The 24,366-nt window shown below is 61.3% G+C and carries 17 protein-coding genes; 8 read left to right on the forward strand and 9 right to left on the reverse strand.

Annotation, left to right across the window (positions count from 1 at the left end; all coding sequences use genetic code 11):
• The first annotated feature begins 90 nt into the window (after window positions 1-90).
• From AC1VVM_RS18630 to AC1VVM_RS18650, 5 genes are all read left to right on the forward strand, one after another.
• Window positions 91-2,766, forward strand: a complete 2,676-nt coding sequence (locus AC1VVM_RS18630) for a glycoside hydrolase family 2 TIM barrel-domain containing protein (RefSeq protein WP_482957066.1) — start codon at window positions 91-93, stop codon at window positions 2,764-2,766.
• A 65-nt stretch (window positions 2,767-2,831) separates the two neighbouring features.
• Window positions 2,832-4,196: a glycoside hydrolase family 1 protein gene (locus AC1VVM_RS18635; RefSeq protein WP_482957067.1), complete on the forward strand. Its 1,365-nt coding sequence runs from the start codon at window positions 2,832-2,834 to the stop codon at window positions 4,194-4,196.
• A gap of 8 nt (window positions 4,197-4,204) precedes the next feature.
• On the forward strand, window positions 4,205-5,725 hold the full coding sequence (locus AC1VVM_RS18640; protein WP_482957068.1) for a GH39 family glycosyl hydrolase: 1,521 nt from the start codon (window positions 4,205-4,207) through the stop codon (window positions 5,723-5,725).
• A gap of 18 nt (window positions 5,726-5,743) precedes the next feature.
• Window positions 5,744-7,960: a beta-glucosidase family protein gene (locus AC1VVM_RS18645; protein WP_482957069.1), complete on the forward strand. Its 2,217-nt coding sequence runs from the start codon at window positions 5,744-5,746 to the stop codon at window positions 7,958-7,960.
• Window positions 7,961-8,319: 359 nt separating this feature from the next.
• Window positions 8,320-10,728, forward strand: a complete 2,409-nt coding sequence (locus AC1VVM_RS18650) for a TonB-dependent receptor (RefSeq protein ID WP_482905290.1) — start codon at window positions 8,320-8,322, stop codon at window positions 10,726-10,728.
• Between the two features lie 116 nt (window positions 10,729-10,844).
• Here AC1VVM_RS18650 and AC1VVM_RS18655 read toward each other — a convergent pair whose 3' ends face one another.
• From AC1VVM_RS18655 to AC1VVM_RS18670, 4 genes are all read right to left on the reverse strand, one after another.
• Window positions 10,845-11,942: an alpha/beta hydrolase gene (locus AC1VVM_RS18655; protein WP_482905291.1), complete on the reverse strand. Its 1,098-nt coding sequence runs from the start codon at window positions 11,940-11,942 to the stop codon at window positions 10,845-10,847.
• Window positions 11,943-11,975: 33 nt separating this feature from the next.
• The gene (locus tag AC1VVM_RS18660) at window positions 11,976-13,088 is read right to left on the reverse strand and encodes a ThuA domain-containing protein (protein ID WP_482957070.1); all 1,113 of its coding nucleotides are present in this window, start codon (window positions 13,086-13,088) and stop codon (window positions 11,976-11,978) included.
• 108 nt (window positions 13,089-13,196) lie between these two features.
• Window positions 13,197-15,308 (reverse strand): PQQ-dependent dehydrogenase, methanol/ethanol family, encoded by a 2,112-nt coding sequence (locus AC1VVM_RS18665; protein WP_482957071.1) that lies wholly within the window; start codon window positions 15,306-15,308, stop codon window positions 13,197-13,199.
• Window positions 15,309-15,414: 106 nt separating this feature from the next.
• Window positions 15,415-16,242, reverse strand: coding sequence for a helix-turn-helix domain-containing protein (locus tag AC1VVM_RS18670; protein ID WP_482957072.1), 828 nt, complete (start codon window positions 16,240-16,242; stop codon window positions 15,415-15,417).
• A 427-nt stretch (window positions 16,243-16,669) separates the two neighbouring features.
• On the opposite strand from AC1VVM_RS18670, the gene AC1VVM_RS18675 reads away from it, so the two are divergent.
• Together AC1VVM_RS18675 and AC1VVM_RS18680 are read left to right on the forward strand one after the other, a co-directional pair.
• Window positions 16,670-17,938 (forward strand): cytochrome P450, encoded by a 1,269-nt coding sequence (locus AC1VVM_RS18675; protein WP_482905295.1) that lies wholly within the window; start codon window positions 16,670-16,672, stop codon window positions 17,936-17,938.
• A gap of 51 nt (window positions 17,939-17,989) precedes the next feature.
• The gene (locus AC1VVM_RS18680; RefSeq protein WP_482957073.1) at window positions 17,990-18,796 is read left to right on the forward strand and encodes an SDR family NAD(P)-dependent oxidoreductase; all 807 of its coding nucleotides are present in this window, start codon (window positions 17,990-17,992) and stop codon (window positions 18,794-18,796) included.
• Window positions 18,797-18,814: 18 nt separating this feature from the next.
• On the opposite strand, the gene AC1VVM_RS18685 is transcribed toward AC1VVM_RS18680, so the two are convergent.
• A complete protein-coding gene (locus tag AC1VVM_RS18685) occupies window positions 18,815-19,714 on the reverse strand; it encodes an SMP-30/gluconolactonase/LRE family protein (RefSeq protein ID WP_482905297.1) in 900 nt (299 codons plus the stop codon).
• A gap of 211 nt (window positions 19,715-19,925) precedes the next feature.
• Here AC1VVM_RS18685 and AC1VVM_RS18690 point away from each other — a divergent pair, with 211 nt between their 5' ends.
• Complete coding sequence (locus AC1VVM_RS18690; RefSeq protein WP_482957074.1) at window positions 19,926-21,080, forward strand: FAD-dependent monooxygenase; 1,155 nt, start codon at window positions 19,926-19,928, stop codon at window positions 21,078-21,080.
• Between the two features lie 43 nt (window positions 21,081-21,123).
• Here AC1VVM_RS18690 and AC1VVM_RS18695 read toward each other — a convergent pair whose 3' ends face one another.
• From AC1VVM_RS18695 to AC1VVM_RS18710, 4 genes are all read right to left on the reverse strand, one after another.
• On the reverse strand, window positions 21,124-21,885 hold the full coding sequence (locus tag AC1VVM_RS18695) for an SDR family NAD(P)-dependent oxidoreductase (protein ID WP_482905299.1): 762 nt from the start codon (window positions 21,883-21,885) through the stop codon (window positions 21,124-21,126).
• 127 nt (window positions 21,886-22,012) lie between these two features.
• The gene (locus tag AC1VVM_RS18700; RefSeq protein WP_482905300.1) at window positions 22,013-22,594 is read right to left on the reverse strand and encodes a TetR/AcrR family transcriptional regulator; all 582 of its coding nucleotides are present in this window, start codon (window positions 22,592-22,594) and stop codon (window positions 22,013-22,015) included.
• A 124-nt stretch (window positions 22,595-22,718) separates the two neighbouring features.
• Window positions 22,719-23,486, reverse strand: coding sequence for an SDR family NAD(P)-dependent oxidoreductase (locus tag AC1VVM_RS18705; protein ID WP_482957075.1), 768 nt, complete (start codon window positions 23,484-23,486; stop codon window positions 22,719-22,721).
• A 100-nt stretch (window positions 23,487-23,586) separates the two neighbouring features.
• A complete protein-coding gene (locus tag AC1VVM_RS18710) occupies window positions 23,587-24,336 on the reverse strand; it encodes an SDR family NAD(P)-dependent oxidoreductase (protein ID WP_482905302.1) in 750 nt (249 codons plus the stop codon).
• Window positions 24,337-24,366: the final 30 nt, after the last annotated feature.

A 24,366-nucleotide genomic window follows, 5' to 3' on the forward strand; every position in this document is an offset into this window, starting at 1 on the left:
AAAGCGAGGCTCATTGACCATTGCCAAGCCTTCTGACAGAAATCTGTCCAATTGATCCATTGAGGTCAGACCAAAATAGAGGATGCTCGCGTGACGATATTCGCAAAGGGTGCTTGCGCCATGTTGCCGGCTCTACTGTGCTGCGGCGCGATTGCGATCCCGGCACATGCTGAGGTCTCGCGCAGCGCATCTGCCGAGAGTGGGCGCGAGATGCTCGATCTTTCGAACGGGTGGCGGTTTCATCTCGGAGATCTCGACCGGTCTGCGGCCGTTCTGCCGGACTTCGCGGATACGGCATGGCAGACCGTGTCCGTACCCCATACCTGGAACCGCATTGGCGAATATGCGCTCGAACGAAGCCCGGCTGCGAACAATGTTCAGGGGGCTGGCTGGTACCGTCTCCATGTCGCAGCACCAAAGGCCGGGCCGCGCGATCGTCAGTATCTCGACTTTGCAGGCGTGGGGAAGATCGCCGATATCTGGGTGAACGGCACCCATGTCGGCCGGCACGAAGGCGCATTCGCACGGTTCCGCGTCGACGTGACATCCGTCTGGAAGCCGGGACAGGATAATATCGTTGCCGTGCGCGCCGACAATTCGAGGCCGAGCGCCGATAACGAGAGCGGGCAAGTCATCCCGCTCTCCGGAGACTTTTTCGTCAATGGCGGCATTTACAGAGGCGTAAAGCTGGTAACGGCGCGCGATGCCGGGGTCGATCTGCTCGATTTCGGCGGGCCCGGTGTCTACGCACAAGCCAATGCAATCTCGCCTGAGCGCGCAGATATCGATGTGCTGGTTCGCTTTCGCAATCAGGGAACGGTCAAGCGCAGTCTGGCTGTGACCACGGTGATCCGGGATGGGCAAGGCAGGCCGGTCGCGAAACAATCGCAGGCCCTCGAACTCAGTCCGGGGCAGGATTCCCGGCACGTGCACCTCTCGGTTGCCAAGCCGCATCTCTGGAACGGGGTCGCCGATCCCTATCTCTATACGGTGTCCGTCGAAACGCGCGAGAAAGGGGCAGCCAGAGAGACGGTTTCGGTTCCGCTTGGCGTGCGCAGCTTTCACTTCGATCCCAAGGCGGGGTTCTCCCTTAATGGGCAGCACGTGAAGCTCCACGGAGTCTCGCGCCATCAGGACGTCATGGGCAAGGGCTGGGCCCTCTCGGACGAAGACCATGTGCGCGACATGGCGATGATCAGGGAACTGGGCGCCAATACCGTGCGTCAGGCCCATTATCAGCATGCCGATGCCTGGTCGGACGAAGCGGACAAGGCCGGAATGGTCGTGTGGGCTGAGCTTCCGTACGTCACCACGCCTTCGCTCTCGGGAGGCAAGGGCAGCGAGCATCTGTGGGCCAATGCCGAACAGCAACTGCGCGAGCAGATCCGGCAGAACTTCAACCACCCCTCGATCATGATGTGGTCGGTGGGGAACGAGGTGGATTCGGCAAAAGGCTTCGGGGTTCAGGGCGAGCCGCCTCAGCCGCTCGCTTTGCTCAAGCATCTCAATGCAATCGCCAAGCAGGAGGACCCGGCGCGGCCGACCACGTTCGCGGACTGCTGCGAGGGGCTGACGATGATCAAGACGGCAGGCGAAGGGCTTGCCGGGACCACCGATCTTATCGGCTACAACCGCTACTATGGCTGGTACATGCCCAATCAGACCGACGCGCGCAGGCAGTTCGGTGAGGCGCTGGACCGCTTGCATGGCGATCATCCAAGCCTGCCGCTGTCTGTCTCGGAATATGGCGCTGGCGGCGCGTTGACGCAGCATAGTGACAATGTTCGGGCCGGCTTCGTCAACATGGCGGGGCGGCCCCAGCCGGAGGAATTTGAGTCTTTCGTGCATGAGGAGACCTGGCCCGTCATCCGCGAGCGTGACTTCGTATTCGCGAGCTGGATCTGGAACATGTTCGATTTTCCCAGCGACCTCCGGCAGGAGGGCGATGCGATCGATCTCAATACCAAGGGCCTCGTCAGCTTCGATCGCAAGACGCGCAAGGATGCCTTCTACTATTACAAGGCGCAGTGGAATCCCGAACCGATGATGCATCTGACCGGCAAGCGATACGTGTCGCGCGCCTATCCGGTGATGGAGGTGAAGGCCTATTCCAATGCGACCAAGGCGCGCCTGACCATCAATGGGAAGGCCGTGGGAGAGGCGCCCTGCACGGATCGGATCTGCGTCTGGCCGGCGGTTGCGCTGGTCCCCGGCGCCAACCGGGCGGTGGTCGAAGGTGCGGTCAACGGCGTGGGTGTGAAGGACGAGATGGTCTGGACCGGGCCGGATCCGGTGCGGACCGGCATCGCCATCGATGTGGGCGATCTGGCAGGGCGCACGGTGGCTGGCCGCCAGTTCGGCTCCGACGATTTCGTGACCGGCGGAACGCCGATGGTGCTCAACATGGAAGGGTTCGGGCGCAAGCTTGCCAACCCGCGTCGTGTGGATGGTCCTACGCCCGAGCTCTTTGATTTCTGGCGCGAGGGCGAAAGCTTTTCTTACGCGATTCCGGTGCCTGACGGCCAATGGAAGGTGACGGTACTGACCTTCCAGCCGTCTGCTGCCGCTCCTGCCAGCGCAACGATGACAGTATCGGCCAATGGCGCCGTGGTCGTTCCCGCGTTCAACATCGCCCAGTCGGCAGGCGGGGCGCTCAAGGCAAAGGCCCTGAGTTTTCCTGTCGAGGTCCATGGCGGCACGCTCAAGCTCGACTTTGCCGGCGCGGGCGGCAAGGCCGTCGTCGCCGCCATCATGCTGAATAAATGATCGAATTTCGATGCGGTGCTTCACCAAGCAGCGCTGCAAACAACAATTATCGAAGGGGAGAGAGAATGGACGATCGGAACACACGGTTTGATCGCCGCACGGCACTCACGGCTGCGGCCACTGCTCTGGCAGCAGGTACTGTCGGGATGACGACTCCGGCGGCCCTTGCCGCACCGGCAGTCCGCCGGTTTCCAAAAGGCTTTCGCTGGGGTGCCTCCACGGCGGGCTACCAGATCGAAGGCAACAGCGTGAATGCCGACCTCTGGGTGATGGAGCACGTGAAGCCCCAGACATTCGCCGAACTGTCGGGAGATGCCGACGACAGCTACCACCGGTGGCGCGAAGATATTGCCGTGATGAAGGCGATTGGGCTCAACGCCTACCGCTTTTCGATCGAGTGGTCGCGGATCGAACCGGAACGCGGCGAGTTTTCGCAGGCCCAGCTCGATTACTACCGCCGCTTCATCGCGGCCTTGCGCGAGGCCGGGATCGAGCCCGTCGTCACTTTTTACCACGTAGCCGCGCCGCGTTGGTTCGCTGCCGCCGGGGGCTGGCTCAATCCGGAATCGCCCGATCTTTTCGCACGCTACTGCGACCGCGCGGCGCGGCAACTCGCCGGAGAGATCGGCGTTGCCTGCACGATCAACGAACCGCAAGTCGGCCTCACCTACCGGATCATGCCGCAGTCCCAAGCCTATTTCGGAAAGCTGGATGAAGCGCAGCAGGTGGCGCATGCAGCCGCTGCGCGGGCCATGGGCAGCGATCGGTTCGTGACCATGAACCATCCCGACATCAAGGGGATGACGCCGCAGCTTATGGCCGCGCATGAGAAAGGCTTTGCCGCCATCAAGGCCGCGCGCGGAGACCTGCCGACGGGTGTTACGCTGAATCTGGTCGATTTCCAGCCGGCCAATGAGGGCTCGCCTTATGGCGAACTGCGCAAGGCGGCTTACGGCCCCTGGCTGGAAGTCGCCGCGCGGGCAGGCGATTTCATCGGCGTGCAGACCTACAGGCAGGTCCGCATTCCGGGCGCCGGTGCGAAACTGCCGGACTTCCCCGACATGCCCTATGTGGACCGCGCTCATCTGGAAGAACTGATCAAGCAGCCCGAAGCGCTGCGCAATACGGTCGAATATGTCCACAAGGAAACGGGCAAACCGATCTTCGTGACCGAAAACGGCCTCGAAACGCCCGACGACCGCCGCCGGGAATGGTATATTCCGCAAGTCCTCAAGCAACTTCATGATGCGATCGATGCGGGTGTGCCGGTCATGGGCTACATGCACTGGTCGCTCATCGACAACTTCGAGTGGCTGCAAGGCTTCAAGCCGCAATTTGGGCTGGCGAGCGTCGATCGTAAGACCTTCGCGCGCAAGCTGAAGCTGAGCGCAGCAGTTTACCGGCAGATTATCCGCGCGAACGCGGTCTGAGGGGGCATATGCATCGGCGTGAATTCATGGGCGGCGCGGCTGCGCTCGGCGCCATGTCGCTTGCGGGCAGGGCGGCCGGGGCCGAACTGTCCGACCGTGTTCCGATCCTGATCGAAACGCGCGAGGCGACCGGCGACCTCAAGCACGTCTGGTCCGAATGTGCCGGATCGGACCGCGCGGCAATCACGATGCGCGAAAGCTGGCGCGGCGATCTCGATCGATGGGTCGGTGACTGCGGACTCAAGAGAGTGCGGTTTCACGGCATATTCGCGGACGAGATGGGGGTCTTCGCGCCTTCCATTCTCAACCGCGGCAAGCCCAGCCCCAACTTCCGCAACGTGTTCGAAGTCTACGACGGACTGGTGGCGCGCGGTGTCGATCCATTTGTGGAAGTCGGTTTCATGCCCGGCGCGCTGGCTTCGGGAAAATCGACATTCGGGTTTTACGAGGCGAACATCACTCCGCCCAAATCCATGGAGGATTGGGCCGCTTTCATCCGCACTTTCGTTGGCGCCCTTGCCGACCGCTACGGCATCACCAAAGTTCGCGGATGGAATTTTGAGGTCTGGAACGAGCCGAACCTGCCGTTCTTCTGGAGCGGCAAGCAGCAGGACTATTTCGATCTCTACAAGGCAACGGCGGTGGCGATCAAATCGATCGATCCGGCGATCGCGGTGGGCGGCCCCGCGACTTCGGGTGGTAAATGGGTCGACGATTTTGCTCGATTCTGCGCCCAGAGCAATGCGCCCGTCGATTTCATTTCCACGCATGCCTATGCCGGGGGAAATCAGGAAGACCTCTACGGCAAGGATGCCCGTTTCTCGGTGAATCAGGTCATTCCCGATACCGTGCGCAAGGTGCATGGGCAGGTGCAGGCGTCGGCCTGCGCGGGCAAGCCCATCTGGCTTAGCGAGTGGTCTTCGGACAGTCCGGCCATGATCGCCGAAGTCGTGACGCAGTGCCTGCCGATGCTACGCGGTATGTCGCATTGGGTGCTTTCCGGCACCTATGAGGAACTGGGCGTACCAGATTATCTGCTCAAAGAGGGAGACATGGGCTGGGCGACGATGGTGCAGGGCATCGCCCGTCCCAGCTTCAATACGTACCGACTGCTGCATCGGCTGGGCACGCGACGGCTCAAGGCGGATGGGCCCGCACTGGCCTCTCGGCGGGACGAGGGCGGCGTATCCGCGCTCGTCTGGAATCTGGCGGAAGCCTTGCAGCCGGCCGGTATCCCGGGTGCCACGTCCGATCGGAAAGTCACAGGGTCTCCGAAGCGGTTCGACGTGCGGTTTGCCGGAGCGCGGGAGGGGCAGAAAGTAAAGGTGAGCTTCGTCGATCAGGAGCGCGGATCGCCGATGCCGGCATGGCGCGCGATGGGATCGCCGCGCCTGCCGACGCCTGCGCAGATCGAGACCTTGCGCAAGGCATCCTCGATCGCCGCTCCGGTGACGCTGCGGCTGGACCGCAATGCCTCGGTCTCGGTGGACTTGCCGCCCGAAGGTGTCGCGTTGCTTGAACTGGTCTGAAGAAAAGGGGGGAGGCTCATGCGCGCGAAAAATCTGCGGACGTTGAGTTCTGTGTTGGCTCTGGCGCTGGCCTGCCCAACCGGGGCAGCGGCGGCTCCGGCGCGGAGCGACGATGCTGAAGTCAAGAGTGCGGAGGCTCGGGCCGAAAACACGCTTCGGCAGATGTCGGCCGAGGAGAAGACCGTCCTGACGCACGGGCAGATGGCGGTCCCGATCATGGGGCCGATGAAACTGCCCGCCGATGCCGTCATCGGCGCGGGCTACGTCCACGGTATTCCGCGCCTTGGCGTACCTTCGCTGCGCGAAACCGATGCCAGTCTCGGTGTTGCCTGGCTCATGGGTCTTCGCAAGGATGGCGCGACGGCGCTGCCTTCCGGCATGGCGATGGGATCGACGTGGAATCCCGATCTGATCCGTGCGGGCGGCGCCATGATTGGCGCAGAGGCGAAGGCCAAGGGCTTCAATGTGATGCTGGCCGGAGGCACTAACCTGATCCGGGACCCGCGCAACGGGCGCACGTTCGAATATCTGTCCGAAGATCCGCTGCTTTCCGGTGTCCTTGCGGGCAACGCGATCGCCGGTATCCAATCGAACGGGATTATCTCGACGATTAAGCACTTCGCGGTCAACGATCAGGAAAGCGGCCGCTATTTTCTCGATGCGCGGATATCCGAAAGCGCCGCGCGGGAGAGCGATCTCCTCGCTTTCCAGATCGGTCTTGAAATCGGACGTCCCGGCGCGGTGATGTGCGCCTACAACAAGGTCAATGGCGCCTACGCTTGCGAGAATGACTGGCTGCTCCAGAAAGTGCTGAAGCAGGACTGGGGCTACAAGGGCTTCGTCATGTCGGATTGGGGCGCTGTTCATGGGGTGGAAGCCGCCATTCACGGCCTCGACCAGCAGTCGGGTCAGGAAATGGACCCGAAGGTGTTCTTCAGCGACACTCTGGCAGGCAAGGCTGCGTCCGACCCGCAATATGCGCGTCGGCTGGAGGATATGAACAAGCGGATCCTGACGAGCATCTATGCTCACGGGCTCGACAAGCCGGGTGAGCCTACAAAGGCAGTCGATGCGGCTGCCAACCTCGCCGTCTCGCGCCGGATTGCCGAGCAGGGCATCGTCTTGCTGCGCAATGTCGGCGGCGTTTTGCCGCTTGCCGGGTCGGCGAAATCCATTGCTGTCATCGGCGGCTTTGCGGATACCGGGGTGCTGTCGGGGGCGGGTTCGAGCCAGGTCAACGGCGAGAAGGGGCCGGCACTGACGGTGCCGATCGGCGGATCGGGGCCATTCGCGGCCTTGATTTCGCAGCAGTACCAGCCCGGGGCGCCTTTCGATGCAATCAAGCGGCGAGCGGCAGGCGCGGATGTTCGCTTTCGCGACAGCCGATACATTTCGCGCGCGGTGGAACTTGCCCGGCACTCGGATATCGCCATCGTGTTCGCAACGCAGTGGATGACCGAGGGCATCGACGCGCCGGACCTCGGCCTTCCCGACGGTCAGGACGCCCTGATCGAGGCCGTTGCCGCGGCCAATCCGCGCACCATCGTGGTGCTCGAAACGGGCGCGCCCGTCTTGATGCCCTGGCTTGGCAAGACAGCTGCCGTTGTCGAGGCCTGGTATCCCGGCGCGGCGGGCGCCGAGGCGATTGCCTCGGTCCTGTTCGGCGAAACCAATCCCTCGGGCCGCCTGTCGGTCACTTTCCCTGCCGCCATCGAACAACTCCCTCGCCCTCATCTCGACGGCGTCGAACTGAGCGGCGACATCTCACCCGGCAACATTCCTGCGAACACTAGGCTCGATGTGAACTACGACATCGAAGGCGCGGACGTGGGCTATCGATGGAATGCCCTCAAGCAACAGCGGGCACTTTTTCCGTTCGGCTTTGGGCTGAGTTACACGGCGTTTCAGGCCGGCAAGCTCCAGATCCAGGGCAACCGCGCGACAATGCTTGTCACCAATACGGGGCAACGCAGCGGGGCCACAGTCGTCCAGCTCTATCTGGTTGGCCGAGCCGGGCGGAAGGTGCAGCGGTTGGTCGGATTCCAGCGTGTCGCGCTTGAGCCCGGCGAGTCTCGCAGTGTCAGCATGACTATCGACAATCGCCTGCTGGCGGATTGGGCCGACGGAAAATGGACTATCCCGGCGGGCGACTATGATTTCGCCTTGGGCGAGAACGCGGAAGCGCTTGGTCCATCGGTGCGTTCCAATTGGAAAGGGCGCGTTTGGACGCAGTGAGGCGCAGGCCATTTCGAGCGACTTTTCTCGCTTCGAAAGTGGTAAGGTCTATTATTGGATACCAAACGCTGTGGCGATGATCTGGCCTCGGCGGGAAAAGACGAAGAGATCGATGGCACCCTTTGCCGATAAAAATCGCTGAAACGCGTTGTTTTATGGATATTATGGATTTTTAGTCGTTGGCCCGCCCCCAATCTTGGAGGTGGGCCAACTGCCTCTCTGACTCAGATTGTATGCAATCTCGTGCCATGCTGCTTGCCAAGGAAGAAGGTGGGTGCAATAGGGGAATCAAGATTGGTCAGGCAATCAACAGCGCCCCATTTGGTTGGAGGCGCCTTAAAAAATAGGGGAGGTATTACATGCGCCTTTGCAAGAAGGTGGCGTTCATCGGTGTGAGCGCTCTGTCGATTTCTGTTCCAGCAATGGCGCAGCAAGCTCCATCCCAAGATGCCGAAGAAGCGTCGAGTGTCATCATCGTCGAAGCGCGTCGCCGGGATGAAAGCATTCAGGACGTGCCGATGGCGGTCAATGCTGTCACGTCCGAGCAGATCCAGAAGCTCAACATGCGCGACTTCAACGAAGTGCAGAACCTGGTTCCGGGTCTTCAGTTCTTCAGCAATTCCAACGGCGTTGCCGCAGGCGGCCAGATGCGCGGGATCCAGTACGATCCCAACGCCGGCGTCTCGGCTTCGGTCGCCTTTTACCAGAACGATGCCCCGCAGGAGGGCAGCCTGGTCCTGCAGACCATGTATGACGTGAGTCAGGTGGAAGTCTTGCGCGGACCGCAGGGAACCTTGCGTGGACAGGCGACCCCGTCAGGTTCGATTGTCGTCAACACGAAGCGACCCGATCTTTACAATGTCGGCGGCTACATGTCGACGACGGCCAACACTATTGGCGGCCAGAACGTCAATGGTGCACTCAATCTGCCGCTGCTGTCCGGGCTGGCTGCGGTGCGTGTCGCGGGCGTCTATTCGGCGGGCGAGGGTAACCGCGTCACGTCGATCCAGAACGATGGTGATCGCCGGGATCCCTATACCCATACGGCAAGCGGGCGCATCAGCCTTCTTGTCGAGCCGACCGATTTCCTGCGGCTTTACGGCGTAGCGCAGACGATGTCGCGCAAGGCGCGCGAATTCGATCAATTTGCGTCCTACTCGCTGTTCGATCCCAGCGCCGAGCAAAGCGATCCGGTCATCACGCCGGGCGACCGGCTTTCGATCCTGTCCAATCCCCGCAATGTCGATCAGACGTTCAACAGCTATAACTGGCGCGCGGAACTCCGCCTTGCCGGTCAGTTGCTGGTCTATCAGGGTCAGAAGTACGATCTTGACGTCCAGTCGGTGACGAACTCAGACAGCGCCAATATCCTGTCGGGAAAGAACTGGTTCCAGACCACGCATACCCACGCCGACACGTGGACGCATGAAATCCGTCTTCAGAACGAATCCTTGGTCGCGGGAATGTTCGACTACGTAGCGGGCTATTTTCACACGCTGCAGAAAGCCGACACGAACGTAATTTCGCAGACCCCCGTATTTCTTCCTGCAAGTCTTGGTGGTGGACTGGCCACGATCGCCGAAACACCTATCGGCCTGAATGGCGGCCACGTGACCGAGGAATCGTTCTTCGCGAACCTGACGGCACATATTGGCGACAGTACGGAGCTTTCCGGCGGTCTGCGCCACATCAAGCACCGGGATCCGGGCGTGCCGATGGTGATCGCGGGCAACGCTCTCCCGACCTCGCCGGTTAACGACGACGGCATGATCTATATTGCTTCGCTCAAGCACCGCTTCAGTCCCGCCGTCATGGCCTATGCCAGCTTCGGTACCTCAAGGCGTCCCGGTGCGTTTTCGATCGGTGATTTCAGCGTCGTGAAATCCGATCTTCAGAACTCATTCCAGAACTTGAAGACCGAAACATCGCAGTCCTACGAAGCGGGTATCAAGACCACGCTGTTCGGCGGCCGTGGTACGGCAAATCTCTCCGTATATCACCAGAAGTTCAACAACTATCCCTATCGCTCGCAGAGCGGCGTCTATTACGTGAATTACATGGCCACGGTGGGTGCCGGCGGAGCCGTGACGGTGACGCCGACAGTAGGCATCTTCAATTTCGTCGCCTCGGTGCCGGTTGAAGTCAACGGCGTCGAAGCGGATGCCTCCTTTGAGATCACGCCAAACTGGAGCGTTTCGGCGACGGCAAGTTACGCGCTGGGCAAGATCAAGAACGGGCTCATTCCCTGCAACGATCTCAATGGCGACGGCATTCCCGACGATCTGAGCGCGCCGCCCTCGCTTGCGGCCCTTCAGGCCGCGGTCGGGGCCAATAATGTGGCCGGTTGCAAGGTGACGCAGCGCTCCTCGTTCCAGTCGCCGTTCTCCGCAACCGTTCAGACCGAGTATCATCAGGATATATCGTCCTCGCTCGAAGGTTTCGGGCGGGCCATGTTCAACTTCAACGGATCGGCGCAGGGCGATCCCCAGTTCGCTTTTGATCAGGTCGGTTCCTATGGCCTGCTCAATCTGTTCCTTGGCATTCGCGATCCCAAGGGCGCCTGGGAAGTCTCGGCCTTTGCCAAGAACCTGTTTGGTGTCGACAAGGCGACGATCATTAACCGTGCGGCCACGTCGAACTACCAGCAATTGGTGCTGCCCACCTTCAAGACGGTGGGGATGACGGCCACCAGCCCCTACACGATCATCAATACGACCCCCAATCGCGAGTTCGGACTGACATTCCGTTACGCGTTCGGATCGAGGTGATCCCGGCGTCAATTGCCCGGGTCTGAATGGAAAAGAACCCCCGCCAGATTGTGGCGGGGGTTCTTTTCATGTCGCGAAGGCTGGAAGCGCCCGTCCTTGGCGCCGGCGTTGGAGGCCTATGCTGGCGGCAGCCCCAAACCATCGCGAAGGGCGGCCATCATGTGGCTTTCGTAGCGCTGGACGAGTTTCGCCTGACGGACCAGCGTGAAGCCATGAAAGGCGCCAGGGGCGATGGCGAGTTCCACTTGCACGCCGGCGGCCGCGAGGCGCCGTGCGTATTCGAGATTTTCCTCATAAAACAGATCGATAGTACCGACTCCTATGAACGCGGGAGGCAGGCCTTCAAGGTTTGCGGTGCGAGCGGGTACAGCCCCGGCTGGAACTTGCGGCGATCCCGCAGGGATGCCCAGAAAGCTGCTCCAGCCGAACCTGTTGCTTTGCGGGGTCCACATCAGCGCGCCCTGCTGGGGAGGCCGGTGCACGGTGCTTCCCGTTCGGTCATCGAGCATCGGGTAGATCAGGCATTGGTAGGCCAGCGGAACTTCTTTCCGGTCGCGCGCGGCAATCGCAAGCATCGCGGCCAGACCGCCCCCTGCGCTTTCGCCCTTTACCGCGATGCGTGCAGGATCGACGCCAAGCGCGCCGACGTTCGCATGGAGCCATTTTAGGCCAGCATAGCAATCTTCCAGCGGGCCGGGGAATGGGGTCTCGGGCGCAAGACGGTAGTCCACCGTGACAATTACGCAGTCGAGATCGCGGGCGAGATCCTGTAGGTCGGCAAGGCCGCTTGCGGCAGTCCCAAGGATGTAGCCGCCGCCGTGAATGTGCAGGATCGCAGGTCGGGCCTGCGCTTTCGGCCCGGCGTTGACGATATAGATACGCACATCGGGATCGCCTGGTCTTCCGGGAATCCGCTTCTCAGCGATAGAAATCCCGGCGCTGGGCGCGCGCTCAAGCGGGGATCGGCTGGATCGGGCGGCAATCACGGCTTCCTTGGTGGTGACCGAGCCGCGCATCATCGGCAATGCCGATGCAATCATTGGCCTGAGCTCGGGGTTCACGAAGGGAAGAGGGTCGAAGTCCGCAGGCGGGCTCGATATGCCGGCGCCGGCAGCGGCCGCTTGCGCAAAGGCATGTGGTGCCAAGGCGGCGCCGATAGCCGCCGTGCTTACAAGACTTGCGCATTGCCTGCGCGAGATTCCTTCATTCGCCATAATTGCCTTTCCTGGCTGATGGGCATTGCGGGATCACTCGTGAGCCGTCGTTGGCGATGCTGATTTACCGATTGCCCAGTCGGCGGCGTCTTCGAGCATGGCGACGTAGTGCGCCTCGGAGTAGGATTGCGGGAGGTGGCCGATTGCCGAATAGAACATCCGTCCTTTTCCGACGTGTCTGCTCCACGCGATGGGGTGGTCGCCCATCGACAGCTTCTCACCGAACCCACCATTCTGGGAATAGGTGCTCTCGTCCAGACGGGCGATGACGTCGGCCCCGGTGACCCGCGGGCTGGCGGCGAAGCTGTACCATTCATCTTTCATGGTCCAGGTCGCAGGCAGGCGGGCTGCCGCAGGATGCGTCTTGTCGTCGACGAATATCCGGGCTTCCTGAAACTGCGGTTGCATGGGGTGGCCCACGAAACGGGCGCCTAGCAGGGTATCGGCGTACCAGTCCCAGAAATAGGAGGGATCGCCGGCGCTGCCGTGTACGCCTATATAGGCACCGCCTTTCTCGATGTAGTCGCGAAAGGCTTTCCGCTGCGCCAGTGTCAGCACGTCCCCGCTGATGTTGTTCCAGACGACTGCATCGAAATGCGAAAGATTTTCGGGCGTAAAGGCGCCGCCGCGATTCGTCGTGACGATGTTCCAGCCTTTGCGCGCGGCCATTGCGATGAAGGCGGCATGGGCAGCATTGAAGCCGGGCTCATCCTTGAATCCATTTATCTTTTCGAACAGCAGAATGTGCGGTTTGCCCGGCTGGAGATCGAATTGTGGGCGGTCATTGTCATAGCGTGCACACCGGGCAATGTGGTCGGCCTCGGTCACCGGGAGGGTTCGCAATCTCGTATCGAGCGCGGGTAGCGCCTTTGCATCCGCCCCCACCATCACGGCGACTTGGCGCAGTGTCAAAATGGCGGAAAAGGTCGGTGCGTCGGTTCGGGCAAAAAACGGTGGCAAGCTCGACAGCTTTCCCGACATCGCCTGATCCGCAGCGGCCTTCGCCGACGGGCTGAGGAGCACGTCGATCAGCGGAGAATCCAGCGAAAAGGCGGCATCGCGAAGCGGGCAGTCGGTGACCGGGGCGGCCGCCACGGTTACCGGTGCTGCTGCGATCGCCAGGGCCGCTAAAGTCCAGGAAAGCATGGCCGGTCTTGTTCCTCTCACAGCTCATTTTGGCGGCAAGAGCGTAAGAATCGAGTTACTCTTGATTCCCGCTCTTGCCGTCATTTTCGATATGCAGGACTTGCCGGTTTATCGCGAGCCGCGCCCACCATGCTGTGCTGGCTGCGCCTCCATTGGGGCTGCCTTGGCGCGTGCGCGCAGATAGAGACGCAAAGCTTCCAGATCCTGATCGCTCAATTGCCGGAAGGGAGGCATTCCGTTGAGCTTGAGGCCGCCTTGCTGAACGATCATCTTGAACGTCTGCGGATCCACGATTGCAGGCGAATAGCGCAAGTCAGGCGCGGCTCCGCCGCCCACCGCATTCCAGCCGTGGCACACCATGCACCCGTTGGTTGCGAATGCCATCCCGCCTGCCATGATTGTCTTTGTGTCCGGTTTGAAGTCCGGATCGGCAGGCGGAACCAGTTCGGGCGGCTGATAGGCTGGAAGGGTGTCGCTTCCGCCAATCGCGAAAGTCAGCACATGCCGGGGTGCGCGATAGTCGGTACGGTAGGCCGCGTTGCCCGGTGATCCGATGCCGCCGCCGGTGCCGCCATTGCCCGACAGCACCGTGACATACTGCTTGCCGCCGGCCCGATAGGTGATCGGCGCGCCAACGATCGGACTCTGCGCCTTGAACGACCAGAGCTGCTTTCCGGTTTTGGCATCGCGGGCGACGAACTGTCCGTCGATCTGCCCCTCGAACACCAGTCCGCCGCCGCTGGCCATCACGCCGCCGGGCCAGTCTCCGGGGAGTTCGACTTTCCAGATTTCCTTCTGCGTGGCGGGATCGAAAGCCTTGAGGAAGGAACGGGAATCGTTCTTCAACCCGGCTTCGGGATTGAGTGTCACACCCATGCCCCTGCTGATCTCCGCGCCGCCTTTCTGGCCGTCACCGATCAGCGCGCCCTTTTCGATCACGGGGATGTAAAGGAGGCCAGTCTGCGGGCTGTAGGCCTGCGGCATCCACGAATGCGCGCCGGTCGGCCCCGGCCAGAGTTCGAACATGCCGGGCTTGCCCGCGTAGCGGATGCCGGGGTTCTCGACCGGGCGGCCGGTCTTCATGTCGATGTGATCGGCCCAGGTGACCTTGGAGATCTTGTCGGCGGAAATCAGCTTTCCGCTTGCCCGATCGATCACATAGAGGAACCCGTTCTTCGGTGCCTGCATCAGCACCTTGCGGTCCTTGCCGTCGATTTTCAGCGTCGCCAGCGACATGTCGGTGGTGGCGGTGCAATCCCACTGCTCGCCGGGACAGACCTGATAGTGCCACTTGTATTCGCCGGTATTCGCATCGACCGCGACGATCGAGGCAAGGAACAGGTTGTCGCCGCCGCCGGGGCTGCGCAAGTTCTGGTTGTAGGGGAAGCCGTTGCCGATACCGAGGTAGATCATGTTGAGTTCTGGATCGTAGCTGAAGGCGTTCCACGCGGTGCCGCCGCCGCCGCGCCGGGTGCCGTCGGGGTTCTTCCACCCGCTCGGCCATGTCTTGCGCATGACCGCTTCGGCTTTCTGATTGACGGGCGAGACTTCGTCTCCCGGCGTCGTGTAGAACCGCCAGGCCTGTTTGCCGGTCTTCTCGTCATAAGCGGTGACGAAGCCGCGCGCCGGGCTGATGTCGGCGCCGCCGAAGCCGACGATCACCTTGCCCCCGAACACGCGCGGCGCGCCGTTGGAGTTGCGCGGGGCCTGATCGGGATAGTCGTAGGTCTTCCAGGCTTCCTTGCCGGTCTCGGCATCGAGCGAGATCACGTAGCCGTCGGTGGTGACAAGGAAGACGTGACCCGCGTCATAAGCGATGCCCTTGTTGCCCCAACTCATCTGCAGAGTGGATGTAGCGCGCTCTCGCGTGCCGCCGTTGTATTCCCAGAGCTGCTTGCCGGTCACCGCGTCGAGCGCGCGGATATGCGAGTGGCCACTGGTCACGAAGACCTTGCCCTCGGCCATCAGCGGGGTGCTGGCGGTGTAGCCCGGCTCCAGATCGGTATGCCACGCCAGCTTGAGATTGCCGACCGTGTCGGTGTTGATCTCGTCCAGCGGGGAATAGTGCGTTTCGCCCGCCGTGCGGCCCCAACTCGGCCATTCGTCGGGATCGGCGATCATCCCCTGTTCGATGGTCTGCGCGGGCTTGTTGCACGCAGACAGTGCAAGTACGGCGGCAAGGGCCGAATAAAGCCCCGGTTTCATACGCGTTGCCAGCATTCCCTTTTTACTCTCCCTGATGCGCGGATTCTTGTGGGCGCGCTTTGCCTGGTATTTCAGAGTGTCGGTTCGATTTGGCTGGTTGACCAGCAGGATGTTTCGCGGATCAGGCGGATGCTTTCAACACGCTGCGCATTTCGAGGACCGTTTGGCTTTCATCGTCGGGTTGGCCGATTTCCGGAATCCCGAGGCACGTCGCCATGACCGCGCGAACTTGCTCCAAAAGAGGCGCGGGTTCCGTCTTTTCACGCGCCGGCAGAACGAGTCCGATTGCCAGCGGGCGATCACCGGGTTGACCGGGAACGAGTAGCGCCAGCGCCTTGCGGTCGGTTCCAAATCCGGCCGGACCAATCGCGAACTGCCGCTCGCTCATAGCTGCGATACGCACGTCCATTTCGGCTACAGCGAATTTGCGTTTCTGTTCGGCTTCGGCGTTGAGGCGGCGCAGGACTCCGCCTCGGCGCGGTTGGGGCACCGCTGAAAGCAGCATTTGCCCGACTGCACTGAAGGCGAGCGGATCTTTGGCACCGCATTGGAAGCGTGACTTGCGCGCGGCCAGATCGCCGGTACCGCGCACTGCGACAATTTGTGCCGATACACCGACAATCGCATTGAGTGTAACCGGGTATCCGGTCTGCGAATGGAGCGTTTCAACGAGGCGTACGATGCGCCCGTCGCGGATCGATTGTGGTTGGCAAGACTGGCCGATGAACGCCGCACGCGGCATCACGCGGTATGTCCGCGCGATCGGGTCCTTGTGGAGAAGGCCGAGTTCAACCAGGCTCGCCAGCAATTCGGAGGTGCTGGATTGCGGGCGATGGAAGGAGCGCACGATGTCCATCACGGTGATTTCGTCGCGCCCGCTGTCGAGGTAATCCAGAACTTCGATTACGCGGCGAGCGATCTTCGTCTTGTTCCTCTCGGCCATCGTCATCTTCCCGCCTCCCTCTGTCCCCTCGCGGTGCGATATTGCGTCCGGTACGGTGTAATGCGAAAAAGTGCCCGCCATCCCGTCTGCTTCCAGGAGAGGAAACGCATCGAGACGGCGGGCATTCGCAAGTTTCAACCTGGCGCTCCGGAGGGATGACGACAGGCTGTGGTAACGCAGTTCGGGCGAACCGCCCGGATTTCGTGACCTTCGTACCCACAAGGTTCGGCGCTGCAATATCAACTAAACAGTTGGTAGACTAATGGGCATGGGTTGGAAAGAGGTTTTTCGATTCCGGTGAGGTTTGCGCAGGCCGGTAGGGGCCGATTGACCGTTCCCCGGCACAATGCTAACAATGTGACGAACACAATTCTCGCCGCGCTGCTTTGCGCCTACAAATGACCGTCTGGGCGAGGGGAGAGGATGCGATAACGTGGACAAGCCGCTACCGGATTTCTTCAGCGATCGGGCCGTGATCGATGATCCCGCCGATTATTTCGGCCGGATTCGTGCAATCTGCCCGGTACAGCGCGAGCCATATCAGGGTGCCTATATGGTAACCGGCTATGATGAACTGACCGAACTGCTCAATCGCAAGGATGAGGGCATTTCGTCCTGCCTTTCCGTTCTTGGGCCCATTCCGCCGCTGCCCTTCGAACCTCACGGCGATGACATTGGTGCGCAACTCGATGAAGTCCGCGATTGCCTTCCATGGTCGGCGCACCTGGTCTGCTTCGACGGAGCCCGCCATGCAGAGCATCGCACGCTGATCACAAGTCTGCTGACCTATCGGCGGATTCGGCAAAACGAACAGTACCTGAGATCGCTGGCAGATCGCCTGATCGACGGATTTGCGAGAGAAGGGCAATGCAATGTCGTCGTCCGCTACGCCCATGCGACAACGACTTTCGCGATTTCGGATTTCATGGGCATTCCCGAATCTGATCGCGCGGTGCTGCTGGAAGCTATTGGCGCGCCGCCAAGCCAGATCGAGGGGGATGCGCAAGCGAAGGTCGGCCCCGATCCGCTTGCCGCGTTGAAGGACCTGTTCGATGGCTATCTGCGCGAAAGGCTGGAGAGCCCGCGCGACGATCTCTTGACCGAGCTGGTCCAGTCGAAGTTCCGGAACGGCGAAGATGTGCCTTTTGAAACCCTCTCCAACCTTGCGCGGTTTCTGTTCGGTGCCGGCCAGGATACCACGTCGCATCTTATCTCGATGGCTGTGCGCATTCTTGCCGAAGATAGCGATTTGCAGGAGCGTTTGCGTGTGGAACCGGCACGCATCGGTGACTTCATCGAGGAAGTTCTGCGCTTCGATCCACCGGTCAAGGCGGCCTATCGTCTGGCCGTGAGGGATACCGAACTGGCTGGCATTCCGCTTCCGGCGGGCAGCGTGATGACTGCCTGTCTCTCGGCGGCCAATCGCGATCCGCGGCGCTTTGAAAATCCGGATGCCTTCGATATCGACCGGGCGGGATTGCGGGACCATATTGCCTTCAGCAGAGGGCTTCACGCCTGCCCCGGCGCACCTTTGGGCCGGATGGAGGCGGGCATCGCGATTGAGCGGCTGCTTGCACGCACCAAGTGTATCGAACTTGATGAGACCCGTCACGGACCGCCGGAGAACCGGCACTTCCGCTTCGTGCCGACCTATACCTTCCGCAGTCTCGTGGATCTTCACATCAAATTCGAGATGGCCTGACGCCGGACTTTCCGGAAGCCGGAAGTCATTCAAGACAGGGGGAATGGGCCGATGGCCGTAGCCGATGTATCCGACAGAACCATTCAACAGCTGATATCGCTTGAAGGGCGCTGCGCGGTTGTTACCGGCGGCGCGACGGGGCTTGGCAAAGCCATGGCCCGTCGACTTGCGGAAGCCGGTGCAAACGTGCTGATCGCCGATATCGACGCGCCTCTTGCCAGTGCCGCTGCCGAAGAAATACGCGCGATGGGACGAGGGCAGGTGGTCGCGTGTCGCTGCGATGCTGCCAATGAGGCGGAATGCGAGCAGGTCGCGGCAATGGCGGCTGAGCACTTTGGCGGGATCGACATCTGGGTTGGAAACGCCGCGCTCTATCCCAGCATTCCGCTCCTCGATATGACGGTTGGAGAGTGGGATGAGGTCATGGCCGTCAACCTTCGGGGCATCTTTATCGGCGCGAGGACGGCGGCGCGGCGGATGATCGAGCGCGGCCAAGGCGGCGTGATCATCAATGTTGCATCTCAGGCCGGGTTCAGGGGTGTTGCGCCGGGGCTTTGTGCCTATGTCGCGTCGAAGCACGGTGTTCGCGGCATGACCCGGCAATTGGCGCTCGAACTGGCGCCTTTCGATATACGGGTCCTGGGCGTTGCGCCGAGCCACGCCCGGACGGAAAAGACCGCTCGCGCCATTACGGCAAAGCCCGAACTTCTCGAACAGATTCCGGCGCTGAGCACCAGCCGGCTCGGCCGCGTGGGTGTGCCTGACGATATCGGCCGCGTCGTGCTTTTCCTTGCGTCCGACATGGCAGCGTTCATGAGCGGCACGACCGTGAAGGTTGACGCCGCCGAGATGGCGTGAGGCGGTCGCCCGCGTCTATCAGGAGAGCGTGAAGCGCGAGGGAACCACAGGCATTCCGGCCTTCGCGCTCCTGCCCCGATAAAGGCGCGAACGTCCGGAAAGGGGGCGACCTTCCTTCAGGCTGTCCCCGCCGTCCCCCGGCACCACGTTGATATAGAAATCGCGCAGATCCTCGCCTCCGAAGCGGATCTGAGTCGTGGAACCATCCGGTGTTATCAGTGGTGCAAGTTCCTGCCCCTCCGGTGATACGCGCGTGATCAGGCCTGGCGAGCGAAACCCCGTCAGGAGGACTGTGCCATCCTCTTCCAGCGCCAATCCGTCGCAGTCGTCCTTCTCAAAAAAGGTCCGGCGATTTTGCAGCGAGAGGTCGTCGGTCACATCCCAAACCAGAGAAGTCCGGAAGGTATCGCTGCAATAGAAGCGTCTGCGCAGCGGATCGTGCGCGACGCCGTTCGAGAAATAGACCTCGTTTGATAATTTGGTAACCCGGCCCTCCACGCTCATCCGGTAGATGGCGGTCGGGCGCGTGTCGCGTGCGGCGATCACATGATCGATGTCATTGGTACCGAAGAAGATGCCGCCTTCGCCGTCGGGCCACATTTCGTTGATGCCGTTGATGGGCAACCCTTCCAGTTCGCGGATCAGCCAGCCTGACTTGCCGTTGTCGGGATCGTTCCACATGATGCCGCCCTGACCGCTTGAGAGCACGGCGCCGCACTCGTTCATCATCACCCCGCCGATCCACATCCGGCTTTCGTTGAAACTGGCAACGGGCGTTCCGTCAGGCCTCACACCGTGGATGCCGCCGGCGATCACGTCGCTGTACCAGATCACACCGCGTCGGAAGTCGTAGGACAGTCCTTCAAGATACGTGCCTTCAGCGATCACCAGATAGGCACTTGCATCGACCACCTCCATGTTCATCTCCCATGATGCGGCACCTTGATGGACGTCGTGCATTCCTTTTGTTCGTCTATTTGTTAGCGATTACGCAGGGCTGGTCAATGCCGTTGACGGCTCCCCGTGTTTGCTCACCTGCGAAGAGATCGGCCGAGCGATTGTCGCTCCCTAGCCTGCACTCTCCGCATCGAAGATGCTATCATCTTGACGAACACGTGCGGAGAGCGACATGAAAGACATCCTCGTTTCGGGAGCGAGCATCGCGGGGCCTGTCACCGCATGGTGGCTGCATCGCTTCGGCTTTCGCCCGGTACTGGTCGAACGTCTTTCGACTGGACCACGCGGCGGGCATGCGATCGATGTCCGCGGAAAGGCTCTGACAGTTCTTGAGGCAATGGATCTCGAGCACGTCGTGCGCGCCAATGCCATGCGCATGAAGGGTGTCTCGATCATCGATGATGACGGGAAAGAAGTCTGGCGTTCGGAGGAGATGACGATCTCCGGCGGGCCGCTCGATAACCCTGACATCGAGATCTTGCGCGACCGACTGGCCAATACACTGGTCAATGCGCTGCCGAAGGAGGTTCCGGTTTGTTTCGGAAACTCCATTGTCGACGTGCAAGAGACCGCAGAGGGCGTAGATGTCGCTTTCAAGAGCGGAGAGCGGCGACGTTTCGATCTGGTGATTGGAGCCGAAGGCTTGCGCTCCGATCTGCGGCGCCGGTGTTTCGGAGAGGATGTAGAATTCTTGCGTCCGTTCGGCATCGCGCTTGCGCCCTTTACGGCGCCGAACACTCTGGGCCTCAAGGATTGGCAGATCAGCTACAAAGGGGCGGCAGGCGGTTATATGGTCTATCCCACGCCCGAGAACGACCAACTGCGCGTCTGCTTCAGCGTGCCGGCAAGTCTTGGAGAAGACCTCGGAAATCGCGCAGAACAGATGGCCCGGGTTCGTGAGCGGACCATGCATCTCGGCTGGAAGACAGGCCACTTCCTTGAGGCAATGGAATCTGCGCCGGACTTCTATCTCGGGCTCATCGCTCAGGTGCGGATGGACCGCTGGAGCAAGGGTCGCATCGCCGTTGTGGGGGACGCGGCCTATTGTCCTTCGCCATATTCCGGTCAGGGCGCGACGCTGGCCATCGTTGGCGGGTTCGTCCTTGCGAGCGAGATTGCGCGATCGCCCGAAGATCACGCTGCGGCATTCGCTCGGTACGAAGCGAGGATGAGGCCATTTGTCGAACTCAACCAGGCAATAGCCGATCTGACCCGTGATGAGCGGTTCGAGCGTGATCCAGGCTATTATGGCGATATTGTCGTGCCCGCTATCGACAAGGCGAAGAATGCCATCGTGATCGATCCTGGGGATTTTGCACGGGTCTGAGCCGGCGCCGGACAAAGCCGGCGCCACCGACCTTGCAAGTTCCTCAGTTGTAGCAGCCGCCGTTCACGCCCAGCACCTGGTTTGTGATGTATCCTGCGTCTTCGGAAGCGAAGAAGGCGACGGCGGCCGCAATATCTTCGGCGCTGCCCAGTCGCGGGATCGGATAGGACTTGAGGATCTCGCGGTGATCGACCGGAAACGCGCTGGTCTCGATGGCTCTACGGGCCATCGGTGTGTCGATGAAGCCGGGCGATACGGTATTGGCGGTAATGCCCTTGGCGCCGAGCCCGATGGCGAGCGAATGGGTGAAGCTGATCATGCCTCCCTTGCTCGAATTGTAATGGCTCATGTCGAACACGCCGCCCATCTGGCCGCCCAGAGCGGAGATGTTTACGATACGGCCCCAGCCTGCCGCTTCCATATCGGGAAGCACGGTCTGGGTGACGATGAACGCACCCTTGAGATTGACCTCCATCGTCCGGTCCCACAGTTCGTCGGTCAGATCCTCGAACTTGCACCAGCCTTCGATTGCGGCATTGTTTACCAACACGCCGATCGGACCAAAGGCACTGCGGACGCGTTCGGCGGCCTCTGTTACCTGCCTTCTGTCGGTCACGTCTGCAGTCACGGCAATTGCGCTGCCGCCCGCCGCCGTGATGGAGGCAGCCACTTCTTTTGCACCTTCCTCCACGATGTCGAGCACGGCCACGCTCATGCCCGATCGGGCGAAGCGGCGGGCGATTGCGGCGCCCATGCCGGCAGGATCGCCGGCTCCCGTTATAAGTGCGGTTCGCTTAGTAGCCATAGCCATGCCTCCCTGCACGGATTCCGGCGCGAAAAATATTCGCGCCGCCCGTCATGTTCGTCAGATTATTAGCAGGCCGCGACACTGTCAATTCTCGTGGCCGCCAGGCCGTCGGGAGAGTGTTTTCTTACGATTTCAGCGGCGCATAATGCGCGATGAATTCCTCGATCACCTTCATGACCTCATCGTGTCCCAAGGTGATCCCGATAGCCGCCTCCCGATGGAGCGTAAGTGCCGCGCTCGTGGCCAGGATCGCGATGGCGGCCTTGGGCATCCTTGCTGCCAGATCCTTGCCGAGAGCCTGTTCGAGCGCTGCGATTTGAATGCGCCGCGTCGTCTCGATATAGGCGACCACTTCCTCGCGAAGCGGCTCCATGCGGTTGGCCAGCGCCATGAATTCGGAGACCATTCGGGTATCGCTGGTGTGGACGCAGACGTCCCATACCTCGTGCAGTGAATTGTTGCCGGTGAGCGCGGCTTCAAGCCGTTCGACCTCCCGCGAGGCGAGGCGCCGGAATGTCTGGACGATCAATTCGTCCATCGTGGCGAAGTAATAGTAAACCAGTCGCTGCTTGACGCCAATGCGTTCAGCCACGCTGCGCGAGGTGAGGACTCCGTACCCTTCATCTCGCAGGATCGCCTCGGCCCCGTCCAGCATCCGGTGCCATACGGCAGATCCCGGTGGCCCCATTCGCCGGTTGACTGTCATCGTCTCGTTCAACCCCTTCGCGGTCCAGCCTTCGCGTACTTTGCTTGGGCGCTACCGTACATTCGTCACGACAGGCGTTCTTCACGCAGCTCCGACGGAAGTAAAGGGCAGGGGCCTTCCCGGTTCACAGCATGGTGGAGCCGCCATCGACACCAATGGTCTGGCCGGTGACATAGGCGGATTCGTCGCTGGCCAGGAAAATCGCGGTCGGCGCAATGTCGGCGGGCTCGCCGAAGCGCCCGACCGCGACTTTGGCCAGTTCGGCATCGTAGCTTCGGCTTTCCTCAAGATAGCTCAGTGCCTTGGGAGACATCGCCGAAGGCAGGATCGTATTTACGCGAATGCCGTCGGTTCCCCATTCCCTGGCCGCGGTTCGTGTAAGCGTGCGGATCGCCTCCTTGGATGCGGCATAGGCAAGGAACCCCGGCTCGCAGCGAATGCCGAAACTTGAGCCGAAGTTGATGATCGATCCCCCGCGCCGGGCAGCCATGTGCGGATGACACAATTGCATGAACTGGAGGGAGCCGAAGAATGCGGACTGGAAATCGATCCGGCAATTTTCTTCCATCAGTGGGTCGGCTAACGGGAGGTAGTCTGTAAAGCTGTGGGCATTGTTGACGAGGATGTCGACGCGAGCCCAATCGCGCATCGCGCGTTCTACGACCTTCGCCGATTGTTCCCGTTCGCCCGCGATCGCGACTTCATAGGCGCATGTGCTGCCCGAATTTTCGATTTCAGCGGCGACGCTTTCCAGCTTCTCTCGGGTTCGGCCAGTGATCAGAACGCGGGCTCCTTCGCGGGCGTAAGCGACAGCAATCGCTGCACCAATCCCCTGGCCTCCTCCGGTAACGATCGCGACTTTGCCTTCCAGACGCGGATATCCCGATGCCATGACTTCTGCTCCCACGACGGCCGCCCACATGCTGCGGGCATGTTCGTCATATTGTTAGCGGCGCGGAATGAGAGCGTCAATCTATCGCCGCAAGCCTCCATCAGGCGGCGACATAACCACCGTCCACCGGCATCGCGATCCCGGTTACGTAGCTGGCCTCGTCGCTGGCGAGATAGACCGCAGCCGAAGCGATTTCGCGGTCTAACCCCCAGCGCTCCATCGGAATGTTGGGCAGCACGGCCGTCCCTTCGGGTGGTTCGCGCAGTCCTTCCGACCAGGGAACCATTCCGGTCCAAGTGGTACCGGGACAAATCGCATTGATGCGAATACGGTCCTTGGCGTAATCGAGCGCCGCACTCTTGGTTAGCTGGATGACCGCTGCCTTGGACGCAGAGTAGCACGACAGTCCTTTCCATCCGACCAGCCCCGAGGCGGAAGCCGTATTGACGATCGCGCCTCCCCCGGTTCGCAGCATGGCCGGAATGGCATGCTTCATGCCGAGAAAAACGCTGCGAAGATTCACGTTCACCACAAGATCGAACGCGTCCTCGTCCTGCTCATGAAGCGGAGCGTCGATCGCGCCGGTAATCCCCGCATTGTTGATGAGAATGTCCAGTCGGCCGTATCGCGCCTGCGCCGCAGCGACCATCGCGGCGACGTCCCGGCTTTGTGTGACGTCGGCATGGACGGGATAGGCGGTCTCGCCAATCGCAGCGGCAACATCCACCTGGGCTCCGCTGATGTCGGCGCAGACCACACGGGCCCCTTCGGCCGCGAACAGTTCGCAGATTGCCCGCCCGATGCCCGAGCCTGCGCCCGTTACCAGTGCGACCTTGTCGTTAAGTCTCAATCTGTCTCTCCGGTTTTTTAGTTTTTTGCC

It is taken from the genome of Novosphingobium sp. BL-S-33, from assembly GCF_056857025.1.

Excerpts from the sequence above, each read along its gene's own strand:
- AC1VVM_RS18685 (WP_482905297.1), bottom strand. The coding sequence starts at position 19,714 with ATGGAGGTGGTCGATGCAAGTGCCTATCTGGTGATCGCTGAAGGCACG.
- AC1VVM_RS18660 (WP_482957070.1), bottom strand. The coding sequence starts at position 13,088 with ATGCTTTCCTGGACTTTAGCGGCCCTGGCGATCGCAGCAGCACCGGTA.
- AC1VVM_RS18670 (WP_482957072.1), bottom strand. The coding sequence starts at position 16,242 with ATGACGATGGCCGAGAGGAACAAGACGAAGATCGCTCGCCGCGTAATC.
- AC1VVM_RS18695 (WP_482905299.1), bottom strand. The coding sequence starts at position 21,885 with ATGGCTACTAAGCGAACCGCACTTATAACGGGAGCCGGCGATCCTGCC.
- AC1VVM_RS18645 (WP_482957069.1), top strand. The coding sequence starts at position 5,744 with ATGCGCGCGAAAAATCTGCGGACGTTGAGTTCTGTGTTGGCTCTGGCG.
- AC1VVM_RS18640 (WP_482957068.1), top strand. The coding sequence starts at position 4,205 with ATGCATCGGCGTGAATTCATGGGCGGCGCGGCTGCGCTCGGCGCCATG.
- AC1VVM_RS18680 (WP_482957073.1), top strand. The coding sequence starts at position 17,990 with ATGGCCGTAGCCGATGTATCCGACAGAACCATTCAACAGCTGATATCG.
- AC1VVM_RS18650 (WP_482905290.1), top strand. The coding sequence starts at position 8,320 with ATGCGCCTTTGCAAGAAGGTGGCGTTCATCGGTGTGAGCGCTCTGTCG.
- AC1VVM_RS18700 (WP_482905300.1), bottom strand. The coding sequence starts at position 22,594 with ATGACAGTCAACCGGCGAATGGGGCCACCGGGATCTGCCGTATGGCAC.
- AC1VVM_RS18635 (WP_482957067.1), top strand. The coding sequence starts at position 2,832 with ATGGACGATCGGAACACACGGTTTGATCGCCGCACGGCACTCACGGCT.
- AC1VVM_RS18665 (WP_482957071.1), bottom strand. The coding sequence starts at position 15,308 with ATGCTGGCAACGCGTATGAAACCGGGGCTTTATTCGGCCCTTGCCGCC.
- AC1VVM_RS18690 (WP_482957074.1), top strand. The coding sequence starts at position 19,926 with ATGAAAGACATCCTCGTTTCGGGAGCGAGCATCGCGGGGCCTGTCACC.
- AC1VVM_RS18705 (WP_482957075.1), bottom strand. The coding sequence starts at position 23,486 with ATGGCATCGGGATATCCGCGTCTGGAAGGCAAAGTCGCGATCGTTACC.
- AC1VVM_RS18655 (WP_482905291.1), bottom strand. The coding sequence starts at position 11,942 with ATGGCGAATGAAGGAATCTCGCGCAGGCAATGCGCAAGTCTTGTAAGC.